17 protein-coding genes are annotated in these 21,363 nt (G+C 38.3%); 6 read left to right on the top strand and 11 right to left on the bottom strand.

Annotated elements, in window-relative coordinates; all coding sequences use genetic code 11:
* Positions 1 to 29: 29 nt before the first annotated feature.
* From IPH66_07795 to IPH66_07775, 5 genes are all read left to right on the top strand, one after another.
* Positions 30 to 1,160 (top strand): DUF4200 domain-containing protein, encoded by a 1,131-nt coding sequence (locus IPH66_07795; protein MBK7129247.1) that lies wholly within the window; start codon positions 30 to 32, stop codon positions 1,158 to 1,160.
* Between the two features lie 2 nt (positions 1,161 to 1,162).
* Positions 1,163 to 3,751: a T9SS type A sorting domain-containing protein gene (locus tag IPH66_07790; GenBank protein ID MBK7129246.1), complete on the top strand. Its 2,589-nt coding sequence runs from the start codon at positions 1,163 to 1,165 to the stop codon at positions 3,749 to 3,751.
* Positions 3,720 to 4,217, top strand: coding sequence for a hypothetical protein (locus tag IPH66_07785; protein MBK7129245.1), 498 nt, complete (start codon positions 3,720 to 3,722; stop codon positions 4,215 to 4,217). Before IPH66_07790 ends, IPH66_07785 begins: the two co-directional genes overlap by 32 nt.
* A gap of 99 nt (positions 4,218 to 4,316) precedes the next feature.
* Entirely contained in the window at positions 4,317 to 4,919 is a 603-nt protein-coding gene (locus IPH66_07780) for a hypothetical protein (protein MBK7129244.1), read from the top strand.
* 179 nt (positions 4,920 to 5,098) lie between these two features.
* Complete coding sequence (locus tag IPH66_07775) at positions 5,099 to 6,046, top strand: isoaspartyl peptidase/L-asparaginase (protein ID MBK7129243.1); 948 nt, start codon at positions 5,099 to 5,101, stop codon at positions 6,044 to 6,046.
* Positions 6,047 to 6,312: 266 nt separating this feature from the next.
* Here IPH66_07775 and IPH66_07770 read toward each other — a convergent pair whose 3' ends face one another.
* The 7 genes from IPH66_07770 to IPH66_07740 all read right to left on the bottom strand — a co-directional run bounded on the left by IPH66_07770 (position 6,313) and on the right by IPH66_07740 (position 15,094).
* The gene (locus tag IPH66_07770; protein MBK7129242.1) at positions 6,313 to 8,607 is read right to left on the bottom strand and encodes a glycoside hydrolase family 2 protein; all 2,295 of its coding nucleotides are present in this window, start codon (positions 8,605 to 8,607) and stop codon (positions 6,313 to 6,315) included.
* A gap of 2 nt (positions 8,608 to 8,609) precedes the next feature.
* Positions 8,610 to 9,317, bottom strand: a complete 708-nt coding sequence (locus IPH66_07765; protein MBK7129241.1) for a copper homeostasis protein CutC — start codon at positions 9,315 to 9,317, stop codon at positions 8,610 to 8,612.
* Positions 9,314 to 11,605, bottom strand: coding sequence for a beta-N-acetylhexosaminidase (locus IPH66_07760; GenBank protein MBK7129240.1), 2,292 nt, complete (start codon positions 11,603 to 11,605; stop codon positions 9,314 to 9,316). The genes IPH66_07765 and IPH66_07760 overlap by 4 nt, the downstream gene beginning before the upstream one ends.
* A 39-nt stretch (positions 11,606 to 11,644) precedes the next feature.
* A complete protein-coding gene (locus IPH66_07755) occupies positions 11,645 to 12,637 on the bottom strand; it encodes a N(4)-(beta-N-acetylglucosaminyl)-L-asparaginase (GenBank protein ID MBK7129239.1) in 993 nt (330 codons plus the stop codon).
* Positions 12,638 to 12,643: 6 nt separating this feature from the next.
* Positions 12,644 to 13,675, bottom strand: coding sequence for a sensor histidine kinase (locus tag IPH66_07750; protein ID MBK7129238.1), 1,032 nt, complete (start codon positions 13,673 to 13,675; stop codon positions 12,644 to 12,646).
* A gap of 195 nt (positions 13,676 to 13,870) precedes the next feature.
* Positions 13,871 to 14,659: an AMP nucleosidase gene (locus IPH66_07745; protein MBK7129237.1), complete on the bottom strand. Its 789-nt coding sequence runs from the start codon at positions 14,657 to 14,659 to the stop codon at positions 13,871 to 13,873.
* An 84-nt stretch (positions 14,660 to 14,743) separates the two neighbouring features.
* Positions 14,744 to 15,094: a hypothetical protein gene (locus IPH66_07740; protein ID MBK7129236.1), complete on the bottom strand. Its 351-nt coding sequence runs from the start codon at positions 15,092 to 15,094 to the stop codon at positions 14,744 to 14,746.
* A 202-nt stretch (positions 15,095 to 15,296) separates the two neighbouring features.
* Here IPH66_07740 and IPH66_07735 point away from each other — a divergent pair, with 202 nt between their 5' ends.
* On the top strand, positions 15,297 to 16,319 hold the full coding sequence (locus IPH66_07735) for an AI-2E family transporter (GenBank protein ID MBK7129235.1): 1,023 nt from the start codon (positions 15,297 to 15,299) through the stop codon (positions 16,317 to 16,319).
* On the opposite strand, the gene recQ is transcribed toward IPH66_07735, so the two are convergent.
* The 4 genes from recQ to IPH66_07715 form a co-directional block, all read right to left on the bottom strand.
* Positions 16,316 to 18,439, bottom strand: coding sequence for a DNA helicase RecQ (gene recQ / locus IPH66_07730; protein MBK7129234.1), 2,124 nt, complete (start codon positions 18,437 to 18,439; stop codon positions 16,316 to 16,318). The genes IPH66_07735 and recQ overlap by 4 nt on opposite strands.
* A 122-nt stretch (positions 18,440 to 18,561) precedes the next feature.
* Positions 18,562 to 18,954 carry a DUF4907 domain-containing protein gene (locus tag IPH66_07725; protein MBK7129233.1) on the bottom strand — a complete coding sequence of 131 codons (393 nt, stop codon included), beginning with the start codon at positions 18,952 to 18,954 and terminating at the stop codon, positions 18,562 to 18,564.
* Positions 18,933 to 20,129: a T9SS type A sorting domain-containing protein gene (locus tag IPH66_07720; GenBank protein MBK7129232.1), complete on the bottom strand. Its 1,197-nt coding sequence runs from the start codon at positions 20,127 to 20,129 to the stop codon at positions 18,933 to 18,935. Before IPH66_07720 ends, IPH66_07725 begins: the two co-directional genes overlap by 22 nt.
* The gene (locus IPH66_07715) at positions 20,129 to 21,358 is read right to left on the bottom strand and encodes a hypothetical protein (protein ID MBK7129231.1); all 1,230 of its coding nucleotides are present in this window, start codon (positions 21,356 to 21,358) and stop codon (positions 20,129 to 20,131) included. Before IPH66_07715 ends, IPH66_07720 begins: the two co-directional genes overlap by 1 nt.
* Between the last annotated feature and the right edge of the window lie 5 nt (positions 21,359 to 21,363).

The following is a 21,363-nucleotide window of genomic DNA, read 5'->3' as shown; positions in this document are numbered from 1 at the left end:
AACTATCTATTATTATGTACTTGAAAAAAATGTGCGTTATCAAAACAATTGGTAACATAAAAGGACTCATTCTGTTTTCTTTTATTTTGGCTTTTGGTTCAATCAGTATTGCCCAGAATCCAACAGTAATAACTGATTCATTGGTAGTGCAACAGAGATTGTACGCTAAAGAAAAGTTAATTGTTGATCAGGAAGCAAAATTCAAACAAGATGTTATTATAAAAGGTGACATCAAAGCAAAAAGCGATGTACGCATTGATAGCCTGTTAAAGGTTGATGGCAATACACGTCTATTGGGCAATGTAAAAATGGAAGGGCTTGGCAATGCAACAACTTTGACCGCTGAAACTGAAATTGTTTTAATAATGCCTAACGGAAATTTAATCAAAGGATCAGTTGCCGGAATAATCAACGCCTTTGCTAATCCGCAGGGGCTAACTACTGATTATTGCACAGCCAATGGTGGAGTTGCTCAATGGTGGGCGGTTGCACAGAAATTATTTACCGCATGTCCTGATGTAAATGTTGGTATCAGAACAGATGATCCGCAATTTGCATTGCATGTAGCTGGGGTAAACTATGCTTTTCGTTTTCTTGCCGGAAACCCCGGTGCGACAAGTGAAGCGTTATTCAACGGCTTTTCACCGAACGACACTCAGACTTTAGTGAACATCGGAGTTAAAATTGGAGGTGATGCTGAACAGGCTAGATTTTCCATTAGCAACGACGGAAATATTAAAATGACGAATATTGGTACATCCCCCTCTTTTGTGATCAATAATGGTAAAGGACATGCTATTGTGGTGTATTCATATGCAGGGAATAAAATTTTGCAGTTGGAGGATGACGGAAAATTAAGAAGTAGAGGGGTGATTGTTAATGTCGATACTTGGGCAGATTACGTTTTTAACGCTGGTTACGAGTTAATGTCGTTGCCTGAAACACAAGTTTATATTCAATCCAATGGGCATTTACCAGGAGTGCCTTCCCAAGAGGAGCTCACTGAAGAAGGGCTTGATTTGGGAGAGATGCAACGCATTCAGATGGAAAAAATTGAAGAATTATATTTGCAATTGATTAAAATGAATACTGAAATTGAACGATTAAAAAACGAAATTAGTACTTTAAAAACGGAAAAATCAAAAACAATAAACAACTGACTATGAAAAAGTGGACATCTTATGTGGTTTTCTTATGCGGCACTATTACTTATGGTCAGTCTATTCTAAATTCTTCTTTTGAGATGGAGAATATACCTCATCCAGATATAAATTATTGGTCATTAAATAATTGTAAGTTTTGGCACAGCAGTTATAATTCGTCAGATTGGCTATCTCCGTTAGTTGGTTCAGAGGACATTAGCGATTTTGGTTATCAACCGCACTCTGGTGCGGGGCATGCGGGGTTTGCTGGTACAGCAGATAATTCAGATGATAATTGCTACAAAGAAATGGTTACCGGAGAGATCACTGGGCTTATAGCAGGTCAAACCTATGAGGTTTCATTTTTTGTTAGAAATGATGGTGGGCCAACTGTTTTGGAGGTTGGTGCATTTATTTCACAACTCCAGCCTGAAGATGATGATTTTGTACCAACTCCATATTCGCAGACATACTATCCTCAGATTGAAGGTACTTTGCCACCCGACGGAGATTATCATGAAATCACAGGATGTTTTACTGCTGGATTTACCGGAAACGGTTACATCACGATTGGTGTATTTAAAGAATATTCACCTGATATAGAAGGAAAGGTCACAAATTATCTGCACCTTGATGATGTCACAATACAAGCAATTGGTAGTGCTATTCAACCTATGATTAGCTTATCCTTAAACCCGACATATTGTCCCGCTGGAGATATTATTGCAGACTGGTCAGCCTCGAGCGGTTATGATTCATATATGTGGCAAATTTCAAGCCAGGATGACGGAATAACATACTGCACATCCGGTCTTCAAAGTGATTTGATTACGTCTATAGATGTATATAATGAACTTGTTGCAGTTGCAGAATTTCCATCCACCGGGAAATGCTACAACGTGTCGTTAAAACTATACAATAACGCAGGATGCTATAGTGAACTGACAAAAGAATTTTGCATGATTGATCCTGTAGTTACAATAAGTGATAATGGACTTCCACACTGTGAAGGTATTCCATTTGAACTTACCGTGACAGGTGCACCTGCAGATTGGTTATACACATGGAGCGACGGACAAAGTGGTGTTGGATTGACAAATATAAATACGATTGCAAATTCTGGGGTTACATCATACTCCGTGGCGGCGACAACTACTTCTGGTTGCAACTCAGAAGATTTATTTTCTGCAATCACCGTTCATCAAAATCCAAATATTCAACCTACTCTGGTAAATTATTCGTCCAATTACTATGTTCAGTTGTGGGAGGAGATTTGCATTGATTTTTATTCGACTGATAGTCCGAACGAATTTGTCCAAGTCGACGTTTCAACAGGTACTCCTCCTTCTTCAATATTTAATTATCAGATCAACGCAATAAGCAATAGTCCTTCTAATCACGAAGCCATCCAATTATGCCTCGAGGTAACCAATTTTTGGTTACCTGGTGAGTATATATTCAATGTATTGCTTACCGATAATAACGCATGTGGTGCTGGGTCGATTACTATTCCTATCACAATTGACGTGCTTTGTCCTGGTTGTCAAGAGAACTTGTACATTGATAACCGAAACCCAAATCACGATCCATTCTTCGATGGTGATATCCGAGCTGCGAACACTATTTATCTTGGGACACAAGATTTAACTCCCGGTCATACCGTTGATCCTGCTGGTTCGGGAGTACATTTTACGGCTAAAAATATTGTCGTTGGCGCAGGCTGGCAAGGCAATGCAACGAACTATTCCTGGCTTCCAGATTTTACTTGCAGCGATATATGTACGGAATGTTGTAGCCCTGTTAATCAATTAACCTACGATGTACCAGATCCTTTCTTTATGCTTACGCCAAATGGTGATGAAATTAATGATGTCTTCTTCGTAACCGATTTCTCTAACCCATACGATGCCTATCGTTCAACGGCTTGGCAGTTTACTGTGTGGCCTGCGAGTGGATTTGGTTGGTATCCCAATTCTCAGGTAATTCATAGTCACAATAGTATTAACGATTTTCCAAATAATTATTCGCATTCGTGCTACATTTTTGAAACACCAACGACTGAATCACCCTATAAAACTTTCTGGTGGGACGGAAAATTTCATTCAGACGGGAGTGTATTCATTGAAAATGACTTGTACATTTATAATGAAGGGGATATTGTCCCACCGTCACTGTACTGGTACGAAGCCATTTTGTTGGGTTGTGATACAGAAGTGGGAGCAGGTATAATAGGTCATAATCTCACTTTCAATGGATATATTGTGGTCATGTCAAATAAGGCATCAGAAGATTCATTATTCTTGTTGTCTGATTATAACACATGGATAAATAACCAATTGGCTGAAGTGGTATCGTTTACAGATGAAAGTATTGTATTTAGCGTTTACCCTAACCCATCGAATGGTGATTTGTTTTTAACCATTCCCAGCGAGATAGAGTCAGAGGTGACTATCGTTGAAATATTTGATATGCTGGGTAATTGTGTACTTAGGGAGCTTTTTATTGGAAATCGTCAAATGCTGAGTTTGTCTAATTTAGAGGCTGGGGCTTATATTTTGCACGCAATAAACGGTGAATATGAATTTACAGAAAAAATTATTTTGGATTAGTTTATGTTTCTTGATTATCAGTTGTAAAAAATATCTTCCGAAAGAAGACTATCCAAAAGAACACTATTGCGAAAAGTTTGCAGGGAAATACAATATGTATGACCCTGTCAATGACTCTTTTTATGATATGATCTGTAGCTGTTCTATTAACGAGAATGAATTAGATGACACCATTATTTTTATCAACTATGCAAACAGGTACAATTTTGAATTTCAACCAGGCATAAATGGAGATGAGCATATTTCAGGATTGGCGGGCGTAATTATTTATGGATTGAAAGATCACTCGGGAAATCGCACTGTATTTGCAAGTGGTGGTTTCTCCAACACACCGCCAAGAAACATTCTCGTAGGCGACTCTCTTTATATTTTTTTTAGCATCGACAACTTACTTTATTACGTTGAAGATAGTGTACCTTGGGAAGCTTGTGAAGACTGCTTACATTATGGAGTAAAAGTACATTAAGACTTCACTATATTTAAACAAAACAAGGACAATCGCGATATTCCTGCGAATTGACCATGACTATCAAGACTTTGGAGTGAAAATTCATTAACTAAATCAATGCAAAATTATTTCAGCAATCAAGGGTTAAAGGGTTATTTTGTAGCTGCATCACTTTTGAGTATTATCAGTTGTAAGAAAGCTGTACCCAAAGGGGAGGTGGTTCTTGATTCAGAATTTTCAGATACCAAACAGTGGGAACTTTATTCTGAATACTCTGCAGAAGACTCGGTATATACAAAAATTGACGGAGGTTTGTTGATGTTAAACACCTATACAACAATAGATGCTTGCCAGCGTGCAACTCATTTTATTTCGGGTGATTATTCAATATTTTCTGAAATAAGGTTGGCGATCTATTTCAAGAAATTGATTTTGCCAAGCAGCACAGCTCTTCATATTTATTGTAGTATTGGCAGTCACGAATTTAGGGCTGTGATTGAGAGGAGTGAACACAGACCGTTCACACTTTGGATCCGACTTAAAAATGAAAACCTGTGGACCAATCTCAGAGGCGTCGTTTTTGATCAAACAACAGCTAAAATTGAAAGTGATCAGGAATACTTAAATTTTGTACAAATTACGCTTTGTGGTAGCAACCTATCTGAATCAACACAAAATATTTACACCGAAATTGACAGATTAATTTTGACAGTGCAGTAAGAGCGCACAACTTTTCATTTTTATGAATGATTAAATAAGTAGCCTAATTCTGAAGGACAGCTATGTTGGTGATTATTTGCAGCAATGAAACATCAAGATTATTCACATTCGTAACTTATTTTAAGCCGGTTGGCTAACAATAAAATCTTTCCTTAAATTCACCACAAAAAAAAAAACACATGTCCAACTACGCATTAGCCATTCACGGCGGAGCCGGAACCATTTTAAAATCTTTGATGACGCCTGAAAAAGAGCAGCAGTATAGGCTGTCATTGCAAGAAGCCATCCAGGCAGGGGAAGCTATTTTGAAATCAAACGGATCAGCATTGGATGCTGTAGAGGCGGCGGTGCGTTGTCTTGAAAATAATCCTCTTTTTAATGCTGGCAAAGGAGCTGTTTTTACCCATGATGCCAAACATGAATTAGATGCTTCTATTATGTGCGGAGACACATTGGAAGCAGGTGCTGTTGCAGGTGTTCAGCGCATTAAAAATCCAATTTCTCTTGCACGTGATGTTATGGAAAAATCAGAACATGTATTGATGTGCGGAGAAGGCGCGGAACAATTTGCAAAATCTGTCAACGCAGTATTTGAAACAGATGAATACTTTTTTGTTCAGGCCAGGTTTGATCAATTGCAGGAAGCTTTGAAAACTGATGGTATATTTTTAGATCACAGCGGAGAATCAAAGACTGAAGATAATAAAAAGAAATTCGGCACTGTTGGTGCGGTTGCCTTAGATCGTTTTGGCAATATTGCCGCTGCAACTTCAACGGGTGGCATGACGAATAAAAAATTCGGCAGGGCAGGGGATAGCCCCATCATTGGAGCAGGGACTTATGCCAACAATAAAACCTGTGCCGTGAGTTGCACCGGGCATGGTGAGTTTTTTATCAGATCAGTGGTTGCTTATGACATCTCTTGTTTGATGGAATACAAAGGATATTCGTTAAAACAAGCCTGTGATGAAGTAGTAATAAATAAACTCGTAAAAATTGGAGGTGAAGGTGGTCTGGTAGCTATTGATGCTAAAGGGAATATAGAGTTGTCATTTAATTCTGAAGGCATGTATCGCGCATTTGTCAAAGAAGGAGAAAATATCTACACCGGAATTTATACTGAATAATTCTTCTGAGATAAGCTTGGCGTTTTTTTCCTCACTCCTCTTTCCTCACTCCGCAAGAGAGAGGAAGTGACGTAACTTCGCACTTTTCGGAATCCCTTGCGCTTTTTACTCACGACTCTTTCCTCGCTCCACAGGCGAGAGGAAGTGACGTAACTTCGCAATTTTCGGAATCCCTTGCGTCATGGCCTTCCTCTCCTTTGGAGAGGATTTAGGAGAGGAAAAAAAACCCTTGCACTATAGCCAGACACATGATAATTGTTACTTAATCAATTTTGATATAATTCTGAAATATGAATTTTTCCAAACTCCACTTCGTCAGACCAAAAAACCTGATCATCCATATCTGCAATTGAAATCTCAATGACCATTTTCTGCTGATCAATTTTTCTGCTTATTTTTTTGAGGGGAAGTGAGAATACTTCTTTAGTTTCTAAGGCATTTAAGGTAAACGGAATCCTGAACCTATGAAAAACATCTCCAAACGGCTCACTTAGAATGGTAAGATTGACTGTTGCAGTAATGTCATGATCACTGTGCACGGTTAAAATAATTTCTGATTTTGTTTTTTCAATCACCGCAATAGTTGGCGCATACCATTTTTCAATCATATAAAAAGCCATTTTTTTTTGTCTACTAAAATCAATCAAACTCCAGCTTGCGCCCGGCCAACAATCATTCAATTGCCATAACAAAGTGCCCATACAATGTGGTGCCTTTAACCGGTGTGCAATGATTGCTGTTTTATATGCTTGTGCCTGTATGTATTGAGACGCTAGAAGCCAATCATTCAAACTTAATACTCCAAAATGTTTTTCAATTTCGGCTTGAATTACCCCATTTCCAATATAACTCAACTGTAATTTCTTGAAAGATTCTGAATCAAATTTAAAACTATCAATTGGGTAAAATTTACTCAGTGATTCACCTAAAGGATACGACTGAAATCCATACTCTACCATGAATCTGCCAACATTCGTTTGATAATTTTCAATTGGTTCACGTCCATGCCACACACCCCAATAATGCATAGCACCATGATTAAAATTTTCTGGTTTACCCCAATTACTTTGTGGTGATGATGAGATATAAGAACGGGATGGATCAAGTTCTTTCACAATATTCGGTATCAGTTGGTGAAAAAAGAATTGGTAATCTGCAATAATTTTTGTTGAATCTTGAGAAGAATATCCGAATTGCTTATGCCAACCCCAGTTTTGCCATGCCACTTCAACTTCATTATTACCGCACCACAAAGCAATACAGGCATGATTTCTCAAACGGTACATTTGATCATGAATTTCAGCAGACACCGTTTTTCTGAAATTACTATCAGACGGAACCATAGAATTGGCAAACATAAAATCTTGCCAAACCATAATTCCCCTCAGATCACACTGATTATAAAAAAAATCTGACTCATAAATTCCGCCACCCCAAACGCGCAGCATATTCATATTGGCTTGTTGCACTGTTTCCAACAGCCATTCGGTTTGCTCGTTGCTTACACTTTGTGGTATCAAATGCTGAGGCACATAATTTGCGCCTTTCATAAAAATTGGTTTGCCATTTACCTTGAAGTAAAATGAAGTTCCAATAGAATCTTTTTCATTCACTAATTCTACCGTTCGTATAGCAAACGATACATTTTTAGTATAAATTTTTTCCTGATGATGATTGAATACATTTAGGGTTGATGAGTATAAAGGGTGATCACCGTATCCATTAGGCCACCATAGTTTTGCATCTGATATTTCATGATAGAATGCAATCTCCTTTGTACCTTTCTGAATATAAATTTGGAATTCTTTCCCCATCATTTCTATATAAAAAGGATCTTGGTATGTGCTGTCTGAAAACAAATGAAACTTAAACTGCATCATGGCTCTGCTATCAACGATTGACTGCGTGTGAGCGATAAAATTTGTTATTCTGAAATCATTCCATGCTCTGATATAACAAGGTTTCCAAATGCCGTGCGTTACTAATCGGGGACACCAATCCCAGCCGAATTGATAAGCCGCTTTGCGAGAATAAACTGCCACTTTTTGCTCTACGTTTTCATTTCCGCTTGGCAATTGATATGTTTGATTCTGTAATGTTTTTGCGTGATAATCAATCGGAGATTCAAACACCACTTCAATATAGTTCGTTCCTTCATTTAATAGATCTTTCAAATCTACTTCCCATTGTCTGAACATATTGTCAGATTGTAAAAGCAGAGAATCATTCAAATAGATTTTTGCATACGTATCAAGTCCTTCAAAAACTAAGTCAAGATGATCGTAAATCATTACGGTCTGATCATAAAAATAGGTGCAGATATATCGGTTAGGATACTTAAAATCCCCCTTATGTTCGTTGATTTCAGTATAGTTTAGTTCTTTATTTTCATTGGCAAGAAGATCACCAAAACCTGAACCCGGAACGGTTACAGGAACAGGTGGCTGATCGTTCTGATAATAGAGATACCAATCATCAAGTATAAAAATATCTTCCTGACTCCAACTAGCTGATGCCATGAACAACAAAAGTGATAGCGATATGCCTCTTCTAATGTTCATGCTTAATCCATGATGGCTTTTATGATGTTCTTTATTTTATCTTGATCAATAATAAAATCACTTCCCATACCTGATTGAGCTGTAGCGGTGAGAGATTTTCGTGCCGTGAAATGCAAGGCATGAATGCCGGTATTCAACAGTGAACGAGCGTTGGTAGCATTGACACCACCACCTGCCATCACCTGTATTCCAAATTTATGCCCGGCTTCAGCCAGTTGTTTTAGTTCCGACATACCTTCTTCTGCTGATGATTTTCCGCCTGAGGTGAGTATGCGTGCAAAACCCGCTTGAGCAAGAGAATACAAAGTTTGCAAACGATCAGGCGTGTAGTCAATTGCCCTGTGAAAAGTGTATTGAAGATTTTGTCTGCGGGCAATTTCAGCCAAGGTCATGGTGGTGGGTAAATCTAATTCACCTGTTGATTTAAGACATCCGAATACAACACCACGTGCCCCTGAAACAGCAGATGCAATAATATCACGTGCCATGATTTCCATTTCAATTTGAGAATATACAAATGAGCCACCACGAGGACGAATCATCACATGTGTTTCAATATTCTTAACTTCAACACAACGTTGAATCATTCCCATGCTGGGTGTTAATCCTCCTCCATCTAACGCGGCACAAAGTTCAATTCTTTTAAATCCATATTCAGCACCAATCAAGGCAGCATCATACGAGTCACAACACAATTCAAGTTCTATCATTCTACAATTATTTCATCTAGGAATAACCATGCTTCTTGTCCGGCTGCCGGATGAGATGCCGGAAGAATACCGTAATTCTCAACATGAATTTTCATGGCCATTATTTTTATTTCATCAAATTGCAACCTGAACGGATTAATGGATACATCATTAACTACTGCAGCGTTCACCGGAATTTCAGTCAACCCGTTAGGCGCGTGAAATGACTTGCCATCCTCAGATAACAAGATGGTTATTTTTTTCGGTCGCATAATCCACGCATTGGAATATTCTAGAAAATTCATTGTTACAGATGAAACAGTTTTTTGTGCATTGAAATAAATGGTAAGCACTGCATCATCACCCCAAAAGCCTTGCCAATTGCCATCTCTGAATTGATGTGATCCTAATTTACCATCCACTAAAGCTACGTTTTCATTGGCTGAATACCAGTTATTCCATTTGGTTTGGTAAACAGCAGTTTGAAAAACGGCATCATGCATTGCTACATGGGCATGAATAATATCGCCATATTTTTTTCCACGTTTATATGCCTGAAAGCCAAAGGAACCGGTCATTGTCAATTCAACAGGTTCATGATATTCAATCCAATTGGTATCTTCTAATTCAAAGAAACGCCATTGAACAGTGAGTTCACTTTGTAAATTGTACAACTCAACATAAGCTGTACCGGCAGAATCTTTCGTCCGTATTTCAAATGGGACAGATTCCATACCGTAATGAATTTTGAAGTAATCTAATATGGGATAGTGCAATTGAAGTCGTTTGTAAAAATCATCATACCGGTTAGTGTCAGGGCCTGACCAAAGCACTTCAGCAAGTGCAATCATCCGCGGAAAAACTTTGCTGTCCAGATTATTTTCATCGGGTACCTGTTCAGTCCACATATTGCATTCTGCCCCCAAAATGAATGATTGGAATTCCTTTTTCAGTTCAAGCGGAATGGGATTGAATGAATATATTTTTTTTAGGTCAATTGCATCTAAACCATAATCTAAATAACAATGACTTGTAGGAGACATGATCACCGGATGATTTTGCTGTGCAGCATTAATTCCTCCATCAAAACCTCGCCAGCTTTGCACTGTTGCATTCGGTGATAAACCACCTTCTAAAATTTCATCCCAGCCAATGATCATTCTGCCATTTTCATTTAAAAAATTTTCAATGCGTTGAATAAAATAACTCTGCAATTCATGTTCATCAAGCAGACCTTCATCTTTCATGCGCTGCTGACATTTTTTGCAATGTTCCCACTGGTATTTGGGTGCTTCATCACCACCAATATGAATATATTTTGATGGAAAAATTTCCATTACTTCAGTTAACACATCTTCCAAAAAAATGAAAACGCTATCATTGCCTGCGCAGTAAATATCTTTAAACACACCCCACTCATTTGCCACTTCAATTTGTTGTCCCGTGCATGAAAGGTGAGGGTAGGCAGCAATTGCGGCTTGCGAATGCCCCGGCAGTTCAATTTCCGGAATAACTTCAATATGTCTTTCGTTGGCATAAGCAACAATTTCTTTTAGGTCATCTTTGGTATAAAATCCACCGTACATGGTTCCGTCTTTCTCTTTTCTAAACGACGATATTTGATTAAGAAGAGGATATTTTTCAATAGGGATACGCCATCCCTGATCTTCTGTAAGATGAAAATGTAGCACATTCATTTTGTAATATGACATCACATCAAGATATTTAAAGATTACTTTTTTTTCAAAAAAATGTCGGCAAACATCTAACAATAATCCCCGATGATGAAATGCAGGTTTGTCTTCTATTTTAAGACAGGGTAGATACCAGGCATTTCTTTTTTCACCCGAATGAAATGAGTTCACAAATAATTGTCTCACCGTTTGAATACCGTGCATAATTCCTTGTGGTTGAAGCGCTGTGATTTGCAATCTTTGCGGTGCAATAATGATACGGTATGCTTCCTCATCTTGTAATTCTTCAGGAAAATCAAACACTATTTTCAACTCAATTTCACTTGATTTAGTTTGAGCATCCACATTGCGTTGAATAGAAAACGTACTTGCTGAGTCAATCAACCCTTTGAAGTAATTGGCTTCCATTTCTAAATCTGACGCGTAACTGATAAACGTATTCTGATCTAATTTAAAATTGCCATCTCTTGTTTCAAGATGAAGCGGAGCCGGAATGATTGCCACAGAATCTGCAGAAATACAATCAAATTCTGCGTGCTCATCATTGTCATGATTACATGATAAAAAAAATAAGGTGCTAATGAGTAAAAAATGAAATAGCAATTTATAATTCATTGTGGAGTAGATTACGGAATTTGAAAGCACCTGAAACGCTCACCACGAGCGGTCATAAGCGCTATCTACTAATTTTTCATTTTGATTATCTCTCAAGGCTACGTTGAAGCCAGAATAAACTGAGTATGATCCCCATTCTCCATTTTTATTAAGCGCAATAAAACCTACTTGAAGATTTTCAACCTGATTACCATGTTTTCGTATAAGACGGTCAACGGCTTCTTTACAAGCATCAAAAGGTGACATGCCGTGTCGCATCATTTCAACTATTGCAGATGACCCCGCAATGCGGATGACAGCCTCTCCTAAACCTGTTGCACAAGCGGCACCAACTTCATTATCTACAAAAAGTCCGGCACCAATTATTGGAGAATCACCCAATCTACCTCTCATTTTATATGCAAGACCAGATGTAGTACATGCACCTGATAAATTGCCATTGGAATCTAGGGCTATCATGCCAATAGTATCATGATTTTCACGATTGATTACCGGTGAATACTCTGATGTTTTCAACCATTCTCTCCATGCTTCTTGAGCTTTTTCAGATTTGAATTCGTTGTGCTGAAATCCTTTTGAGATAGCAAATTCATAAGCACCATCACCAACCAACATTACGTGTGGCGTATCTTCCATTATTTTGCGTGCAACAGCAATAGGATTTTCTATATGCTGCAAAAAACCTACAGCCCCACAGCGATTCTGATGATCCATAATGCAAGCATCTAACGTTGTATTGCCATCACGGTCAGGAAGGCCACCTAAACCAACACTTAAATTAGTGAAATCTGATTCTGTGACTTTTACTCCGGCTTCAACCGCATCAAGCGCTGAACCATCTGCTGAAAGAATTGTCCATGCAGCTTTGTTGGCATCTAAACCATGATTCCACGTTGACAGCACAATAGGCTTATTCATTGTTTTATTTTTATCTTTTTTTTGCGTTTTGAGAATATGTGCAGATGCACCGGATGCCGCCAAAGCAGCAGTGCCTAGTGCCGCTACTCTAATAAATTGTCTTCGTGATTTCATGCGATATTAACCTAATTTATTCAATTCAAATGTGTACTGTGTTCCACTTTCATCTGTATGAAAACTATGTGTACCATTCAACTGTTCAGTGAGAATTTGAATCAGATCAAGTCCAAATCCGGCATTATCACTGCCTTTTTGTTTCCAACGGCCATTGTCACTATATTCAAGAAAAAGTTTTTCACCGTTTTCAAGCAAGCGAATTGTGATTGTACTTTTGTCTGTATTTTCAAATGCGTATTTCAGAGAATTTGAAATAAGTTCATTCAGTAGCAAGCCCAGTGGAACGATAGTTTTTAAATCTGCAAATGCATAGGTAATTTCAATATTCATGTTTACGTCATGCGTGTTGTTGTAGATAGAATTCAGGTCGCGTGCAAGCTCTTCAACATAACTTTTTACATCAACACGTGAAAGTTCTTTCTCTGCATATAACCGTTGGTGAATTGAACTCATAATCATGATGCGGTTGATAGCCTCAGTGAACTGATCTTGCATTTCCTGATTTTTCATCTCACTTTGCTGCAAACGGAGCAATGAAATAATGATTTGCAAATTATTTTTTACCCGGTGATGAACCTCTTTCACCAAGGCAGTATTTTCATTGTTTTTAGCAAGAATTAATTCATTCTGCGTCTGCAATTCAAAATTTACTTTTTTAAGTTTTGTATCTGAATATTTCTGCATCATAAGAAATTGATGCATAATAAAACCAATGACAAAAAACACGACGATCAACTCCAGAAAAGCAAGCCAGGCAAACTTGGTGTCCATAGGTTGTACAACCCGTATATGTTCATTGTGTACAAAAAAGATGAAATAAAAAGTAGCAAGTGCATTTACGGCAAGCGTTATTAATCCCCAAATTCGGCCTAACCCAACAAATACTAAAAACGATACAACAAATAACCAAAGAAAATCATTATAGTGAGGCGTTGCCATGGAAAAATTGATGGCATAATGCGTAAGAACCGAACCAACCAGACCATAAAGGAGGAAAACAAATTTATATTCTTTACGAACTAATAGGTAAATCAAACAAGTTGTGCATAAAATAAAGGCGCAAAAGTAGGCAGTGAGGGCGTAGGGATCTTGACCAATAAAAAGTACAGTCAACAGCAGAAAGAGAACCGAGAAAAACAGGGTCAATCGATACGCCATAAGAAACTTGCCCCGCTCAGAGAAGGAGTCAAATAATTTATAATCTGGCGTAAAGAAACTGCCCATGCTGCTTTAATATTCTTCTGAATACGGGAACTTGAGATGTCTAACTGAAGTACCGTTATTTTTAATTTCTAACAAGGAATTAATTCCAATTTCAACGTGTTCTTTGACAAAGTTTTCAGTCACTAATTTATCGCTTTTTTCTGTTTTCACTCCATCAGGCACCATAGGTTGATCAGACACTAAAAGTAAAGCACCGGTAGGAATTTTATTGGCAAATCCTGTGATAAAGAGCGTTGCCGTTTCCATATCAATAGCCATAGCACGAGTCTTTCTGAGATATTCTTTAAACTTATCATCATGTTCCCACACCCTGCGATTGGTGGTGTACACAGTACCTGTCCAGTAATCACGTCCAGTCTCACGAATGGTAGTAGAAACTGCGCGTTGCAGGTTAAAAGCCGGTAAAGCGGGGACTTCAGACGGGAAATAATCATTAGATGTACCTTCACCTCTAATGGCGGCTATAGGTAATACCAAATCACCAATTCCGGTTTTCTTTTTCAAGCCGCCACATTTGCCTAAAAACAAACATGCTTTTGGTTTAACGGCACTAAGCAAGTCCATTATGGTTGCTGCATTTGCGCTGCCCATGGTGAAATTAATCATGGTAATTCCGTTTGCAGTTGCGTTAGGCATGGCTTTATCTTTTCCTTTGATCTCAGCCTGAAATTTTGCCGCAAAAATCTCAAGATAATTATTGAAATTGGTTAGCAGAATATAGTGTCCAAAATCTTCAAGTTTAGAACCGGTATATCTAGGTAACCAATTATTGACAATCTCTTCTTTAGAGTTCATACGAGTTGTATTGGGTATAAGTGTTATAAGAAAAAAAAAGCCCGAATTGCAATTGAATCCGGGCTTATTAATATTAGTTAAAGACTATTCGCCTCCACCGCAAGCGCCTTCTTCACAAGCACCTGGCTCACATCCATGTGCTGAAGTGTCCGCTTCATGCGTGCATTTCGATTTATCACATCCTTCATGTGTACATTCTTTGCTGCAGCAAGTTTTTGTGCATTTAGATTTATCACATTTTCCGCCACAATTTTTTTCACACTCAGCTTTGCATTTTTCAGCACATTCTGGTGAACACTGATCAGTGCAAGTGTGTGTTGCTGTTTCTGGTGTGGTTGCAGTTGAGTCTGTACCATTTCCTTCAGCTGACTGGCCTCCGCACGACATCATGATCAATCCGGTAACGAAGACAAAAGCAATACTTAATTTTTTCATATTTTCTGTAAAGTTAGATAGGTGTAAAGGTATAATTTATTTGTGAATTTGTATACGCCCTGTGGTTTTGATAATCTCAATAGCTCACACAACTTGATTCTATGAAGATAATTAACGGTTGTAGGTGTGCAATTGGAATGTATCTTTAATCTTTAATTTCGCCCGACATGGTTTAATTGATTAATTTTAACCCTGAATCAACATGAGAACTCAGAGGCTGGCATATCAAATTTTTATTGTTGCTGCAATTTTGGTTGCTTTATATATTGGCAAAGATTTGTTAGTGCCCTTTGTTATTGCAGTTGTTGTTTGGTACTTGCTCAATTCGTTAGCTGATTTATTCTCCAAAATCAGGCTACGAAAAAAGCCTGTTTCACGTACTTTGCAGCTCAGTTTTGCTTTAGTTTTACTTGTTGTTGTTTCGTTTTTCTTGTCTCGGCTCGTGATTTCAAATTATTTGGTATTCTCAGATGCTTACCCAATTTATCAACAGAATTTTAATACCATGCTGAACGAATTATCCTCTGATTTTGACATCAAATTAATTGAAGCAGAAATGGCTCAAAACATTGATATACCAAACATTTTGAAGGAAGCGGTAAATTCATCACTCGGATTTTTAACTACATTTTTTCTTGTTCTTTTGTATGTCGTTTTCTTACTTGCAGAACAGCGGCTTTTTCCTTCAAAAATCAAATTACTATTTAAAACGCGTTCAGATTACATGAAGTTTCTGGAGATATCAAAAAAAATTGATGCATCCATCCATCTTTATGTTTCAGTAAAAATTGCCATGTGCTTACTGGCAGGCATTTCAAGTTATATTGTGCTTTTAATTCTTGACGTTGATTTTGCCGTTCTTTGGGCTGTACTCATTTTTTTACTCAATTTTATTCCCATTATTGGTTCTTTGATTGGTGTAGGTTTTCCAGCCTTATTGGCCTTACTTCAACACGGCACATGGATTGAGCCAATTCTGGTACTTTCGTTATTAACAGCAATTCAACTCGTCATTGGTAATTTTCTTGAGCCAAAAATTCTCGGTACTCGTCTCAACTTGAGTCCGCTTGTTGTTGTTTTATCTCTTACTTTTTGGGGCGCACTCTGGGGCATGGCCGGCATGTTTCTATGTGTACCAATTACAGTAATAATTATGATTGTTTGCAATCAGTTTGAGCAAACACGCCCCATTGGTATTCTTTTGTCTGGCGGAAACAAAGCTTAGTTTTGTTTTGAAAGTATAGATAATGCAAGTCCTATTTTTCGGTAATCAACTTCACCACCTAATTCGTCATAAATTGGTTTCAAATGCATGGTTTGATTGAGTTTTCTGCGAACTTCTTTTACGCGGTTCACTTCAAATTCTGTCACATATTTGTTCAAATCAATAGATTCACCATTTTCATAAAGTTTAGCAAAATGACCGAGAATGGTTTCTGTAGAAACATTTCTGACTTTTGCTATTTGCTCTGCATTTAAGCCTTGTTTGTATAGCTCAAGTGTCATTTCATAGGTTGATTTTTTTTCAATTCTTTGTTGTGGTGTTGACGGGGCATCACCCTCAGGATATTTAGAAGTTATTCCAATAATTTCATCACCAAGACGATCTACTTTGACTTTACCCATTCCTGAAATCTCAGAAAGCACACTTAGAGAATGCGGGCGCCTGGCAGCCAATTCCTGCAGGGTGGCATCATGCAGAATGACATAGGCTGGCACACCTGAAGCTTTGGCTTTTTCACGTCGCCAGTTTTTCAATTCTTCTAATAATCCCAGATCAACCTCTTGCTTATGATGCTCAGGTTTACTCGAGGCTGTTTTCAATTCTTTCTCGGTGAATTCTGCCATTTCTACTTTACCACCATGCTTGAGTACTAATTCGCTGACAGGGGTAAGCTTTAAATTCATGTGATCATCATACGCAATTTCTAAATATCCCAGATTGACTAATTGATTCAAATAATATTGCCATGCATTAAAGCTGAATTCTTTGCCGGCGCCATAGGTTTTTATTTTATCAAGTTTTCTCTCAAAAACATCAGCAGTTTTAGCTCCGCGAAGAACACCAATCAGTAAATTTATACCAACTGATTCTGCACAACGACTAACAGCCGAAAGTGCTTTCTGTGCAATGACTGTTGCATCAATAGAAGGAGCAGGAGAGAGGCAATTATCACAGTTTCCGCATGGCTCATGTGATGCTTCTCCAAAATAAGACAGTATGATATTTCTTCTGCACGAACTTGCTTCAGCGTAATGCAACATTCGTTTTATTTTCTCATGATATACTTCTTTAAAATCTGAGTCCTCAACAAAATCTTTTAATAGAACGACATCGCGGTAATTGTAATAGAGGACTGTATCAGCAGGAAGACCATCGCGCCCGGCACGACCGATCTCCTGGTAGTAACCTTCAATATTTTTTGGAAGATTATTATGTATTATCCACCGAACGTTAGATTTATCTATACCCATACCAAAAGCTATGGTTGCACAAATTACTTGCACATCATCTTTGATAAAAGCGTCCTGAACCGTATCTCGGTCACTAGAAGACATACCCGCGTGATAAAACTTAGAATTAATACCGGCTGCATTAAACAACGCCGACCAACTTTCAGTCTCTTTGCGCGATAAACAATAATATATACCTGAGGCTCCCGGCCGAGACTGAATAAACCGAATTATTTCAGATTCTTTTTTACTTTTTGTCACCTGTGCTCTAACTGCAAGACTGAGATTTGGACGGGCAAAAGATGCTAAAAATGTTTGTGGATTTTTCAATCCAAGTCTTGCGCTGATGTCCTTTCGTGTGACTTTGTCTGCTGTTGCGGTCACTGCCATAGCAGGCACATGCGCATAATAATTCCGAATCTGATCTATTTGTGCATACTCAGGTCTGAAATCATGGCCCCACATGGAAACGCAGTGAGCTTCATCAATTACCAAAAGTGATATCGTCAATTTTCTTAACCAAGACTGAAAAGCAACCACAAGAGATTCAGGCGATATATACAAAAGTTTTAATTGACCGTTAAACGCAGATTCTATGATATTTGCCTTCTCATATTCACTGATAGAACTATTGTAATAAGCTGCGTTAACACCATTTGCTGTTAAAGTGTCAACTTGATCTTTCATTAAGGAAATAAGAGGCGAAATCACCAAAGTAACATGCTCCTTCATGAGTGCGGGTATTTGAAAACAAATTGATTTACCGCCGCCTGTCGGCATAATTACTAAGGCATCTTGTCCGCTGATGACATGTTCAATAATTTCTCGTTGAAGTGGTCTGAAGCTGTGGTATCCGAATTGTTCTTTTAATATTTTGTCTGGTGTTTGCATGCCACAAAACTATGCACAACCAACGTGTGGTAACAAATAATAGATATTCACAGTGGTTGATTTTGCCTGTGAAATGCTGTTGAAAAGAATACTTTGAAGTTATTAACAGCTCAAAAAAAATGTTAATTCAATACTTCAAGACTATCCAATTCTGCAACTGAAATAGTAGGAGGAATGAAGCCCAGCTCCATTTTGTGAATTGCAAACTTGGCTGTTAGCTCGGCCTTCTCAGATGTTGAAAACCCTTGACTACCTGCAACAGCAGGAATGTGTGGCTGGTTGATAATTAATGTTCCATTTTCAAATATTTTATATCCCCAGCCTAATCCATCTGTTTCAAATACTGAGTAAGTATAAGATAATAGAGTGTCAGCAGAATCGGGTATGTTGGTATTTTCTAATTCGTGGCTTTGTGTTGAAACAGGTATGGTATGATCTGTTTCTGCTTGCTGACAAGAATTAACGACGAGACCTAATACTGCGAGTGCAGGAACTAGGCTTTTACAAATTTGCATACTGAGCTAGTTTGATTATCAGATATAATTTGTACAAAATAAATACCTGCGGGCAAATGATTCACCCCAATATTCACAAGATCTGATGAGTTTTCTACAATATCAATACGTTCAATGATTTGGCCTTTTTCGTTGAGCACTTGAATAGCACTGATCGTATTCAAATAACCAGACAAAGTCAATATGTCAACCACGGGGTTTGGGAAGAGTTGGATTTCAACTGAATTATTTTGATCAAGCGATAACAAGGGAACATACTCGTAAAAATCATCTAAAAAAGTGCCATTGTATCCGGTACCAACAAATGCCCGTCCTTCAATAACCACTGCAATTGCCTGCGCTCTTCCGGGGCCAGGAAAATTGGCCCGTTGAGTCCATACATCGCCAAAATAATTATACTCCCAAATATCTTTTTTATAGGTAAAAGTGTTGTCTTCGCCCATACCAACAAAAGCCGTCGGGAACATGCCAAAACCTATTGAGCCATGCCTTGGCGTGCCGGGAAAGTCAGCTTTTTGCAACCAAGTATCTGTTAACGGATAATATGCCCAGAAATCATTCTTATATGTTGAGGCGTCAACACCTGTTCCAAAATAACCTTGGCCTCCCATTGCAAATCCAACTGCGTCTCGTCTTGCTGTACCAGGAAAATCAGAAATAGCAGACCATGTATTAGTAAGATGATCGTAAGCGTAAAAATCACTCGTGAGTCCATCAGCATCTTGACCCGAACCAACATAAGCTATTTGACCAACAACAAAAGCTGCGGCTTCTCTGCGTGCACTTCCTTCAAAGTCTGCCACTTGTGTCCATGAATTTGAAACCGGATCAAATTTCCAGAAATCTTTAAAATAATCTGCGCTTCCTGTTCCTAAGCCACAAAAGCCAAATCCACCCACATTAAAAGCAACTGCTGATCCCCGGTTTAAACCGTCCCCCGCATCACCTCCCAAGCTCAATTCATCATCCCAATCATTTTGAGAAATATCATAAGACACCATGCTTCTTTTAAAGCCGAACTCATCTAATCCGGTAAGCACATAAGCATCATCATTTAATACAAAAGCAGAAGCAGTAGAGCGACCCGGACCATTCAATGAATCCATTTGAATCCAAGTATTTTGAGCAGATGCTTGCAATGAAAATATGAGATATGGAAGAATAATTTTATGCATCAGATAAAGGTAAATGAGGATTTAGCAACAAGATTATTTTCACAATCAATCAGGATGATATAATAAGTAGCTGAGTCAAAATCAGCAGAAGAGAAAGTATATGTCTGAGAATCTACTAGGATTGACTTCACTAATTCACCTTTTTGACTTATAATAACTAAGCGGCCTTTGTACATTTCATTTTGAATAAAAACCTGAACATATTCACTTGCCGGATTTGGGTAAACATCTACATGAATCATTTCAAAATCTGATGTTTCCAGCGGAAGAATAGGTGAGTACTCATAAAAGTTTTGTCTTATGCCGGATGGTCCTTTGCCAATACCTGCGTACCCCTTGTTACCAATTGCCATGGCAATACCATTACGGCGTTCACCTCCCGGAAAATTAGACCGAATATTCCATGAATCAGAAAAAGGATTATACTCCCACAATTCATCTTTAAATCCACCATCACCACCAAACACAATAAAGCCCTTGCTACCAAGGGTAAATGTACTTGCTGCCCCGCGCTCAGTGCCTGGTATATCAGTTTTTTCAGTCCAGATATTTGAAGCTGGATCATATTCCCACCAATCTTTTCGGTACAAATCTTGATCAATGCCCATCCCTACATAGCCTTTGTTTTCAATAGATAGCGCTGTGACAGCATATCTCACACCACCGGGAAAATTTGCTCTTTGTGTCCAAGTATCTGTGGTTGGTTTATACTCCCACAAATCAAAAGCATATGCTGATGGACCATATTTACCACAGGTTACATATCCTTTACCATCAGCAGTGAAAGACCCTGCGTAATAAACACCCCAACCTCCGGCACCGGGATAATTTGCTTTCTGTATCCATGAATTTGCCAAAGGATCATATTGCCAAAAATCATTTAAAGGATTACCCATAGAGGATTCTGAACTATCCATTCCTGTCCCTACGTATCCTCTCCCTTCTAGTGCAAAGCCCACTGCGTTTCTTCGTGTTGAACCGGGTAAATCAGCCATTTGTGTCCACACATCTAATTCAGGGTCATAACGCCACAAATCATTATGTGTCATGTTCACAGTATCTTCTCCGGTTGCAACGTAACCGTAGTTATCAATTGAAAAACTAACAGCGCGTTCTCGCTTCAAACCTCCAAAATTTGCCTTTTTTGTCCAGATGTTTTGACTTTGTGCCAACACCGATCCAGAAGCGCATACAAGGAGTGTCAGGTAAAAAAGTAATCTTATTCGCATGTCAA

Source organism: Crocinitomicaceae bacterium (genome assembly GCA_016708105.1).
In the GTDB taxonomy this organism is placed as follows: domain Bacteria; phylum Bacteroidota; class Bacteroidia; order Flavobacteriales_D; family Crocinitomicaceae; genus JADJGJ01.
The sequence above is the reverse complement of the archived record's forward strand: the minus strand, read 5'-3'. Positions and strand labels throughout refer to the sequence as shown.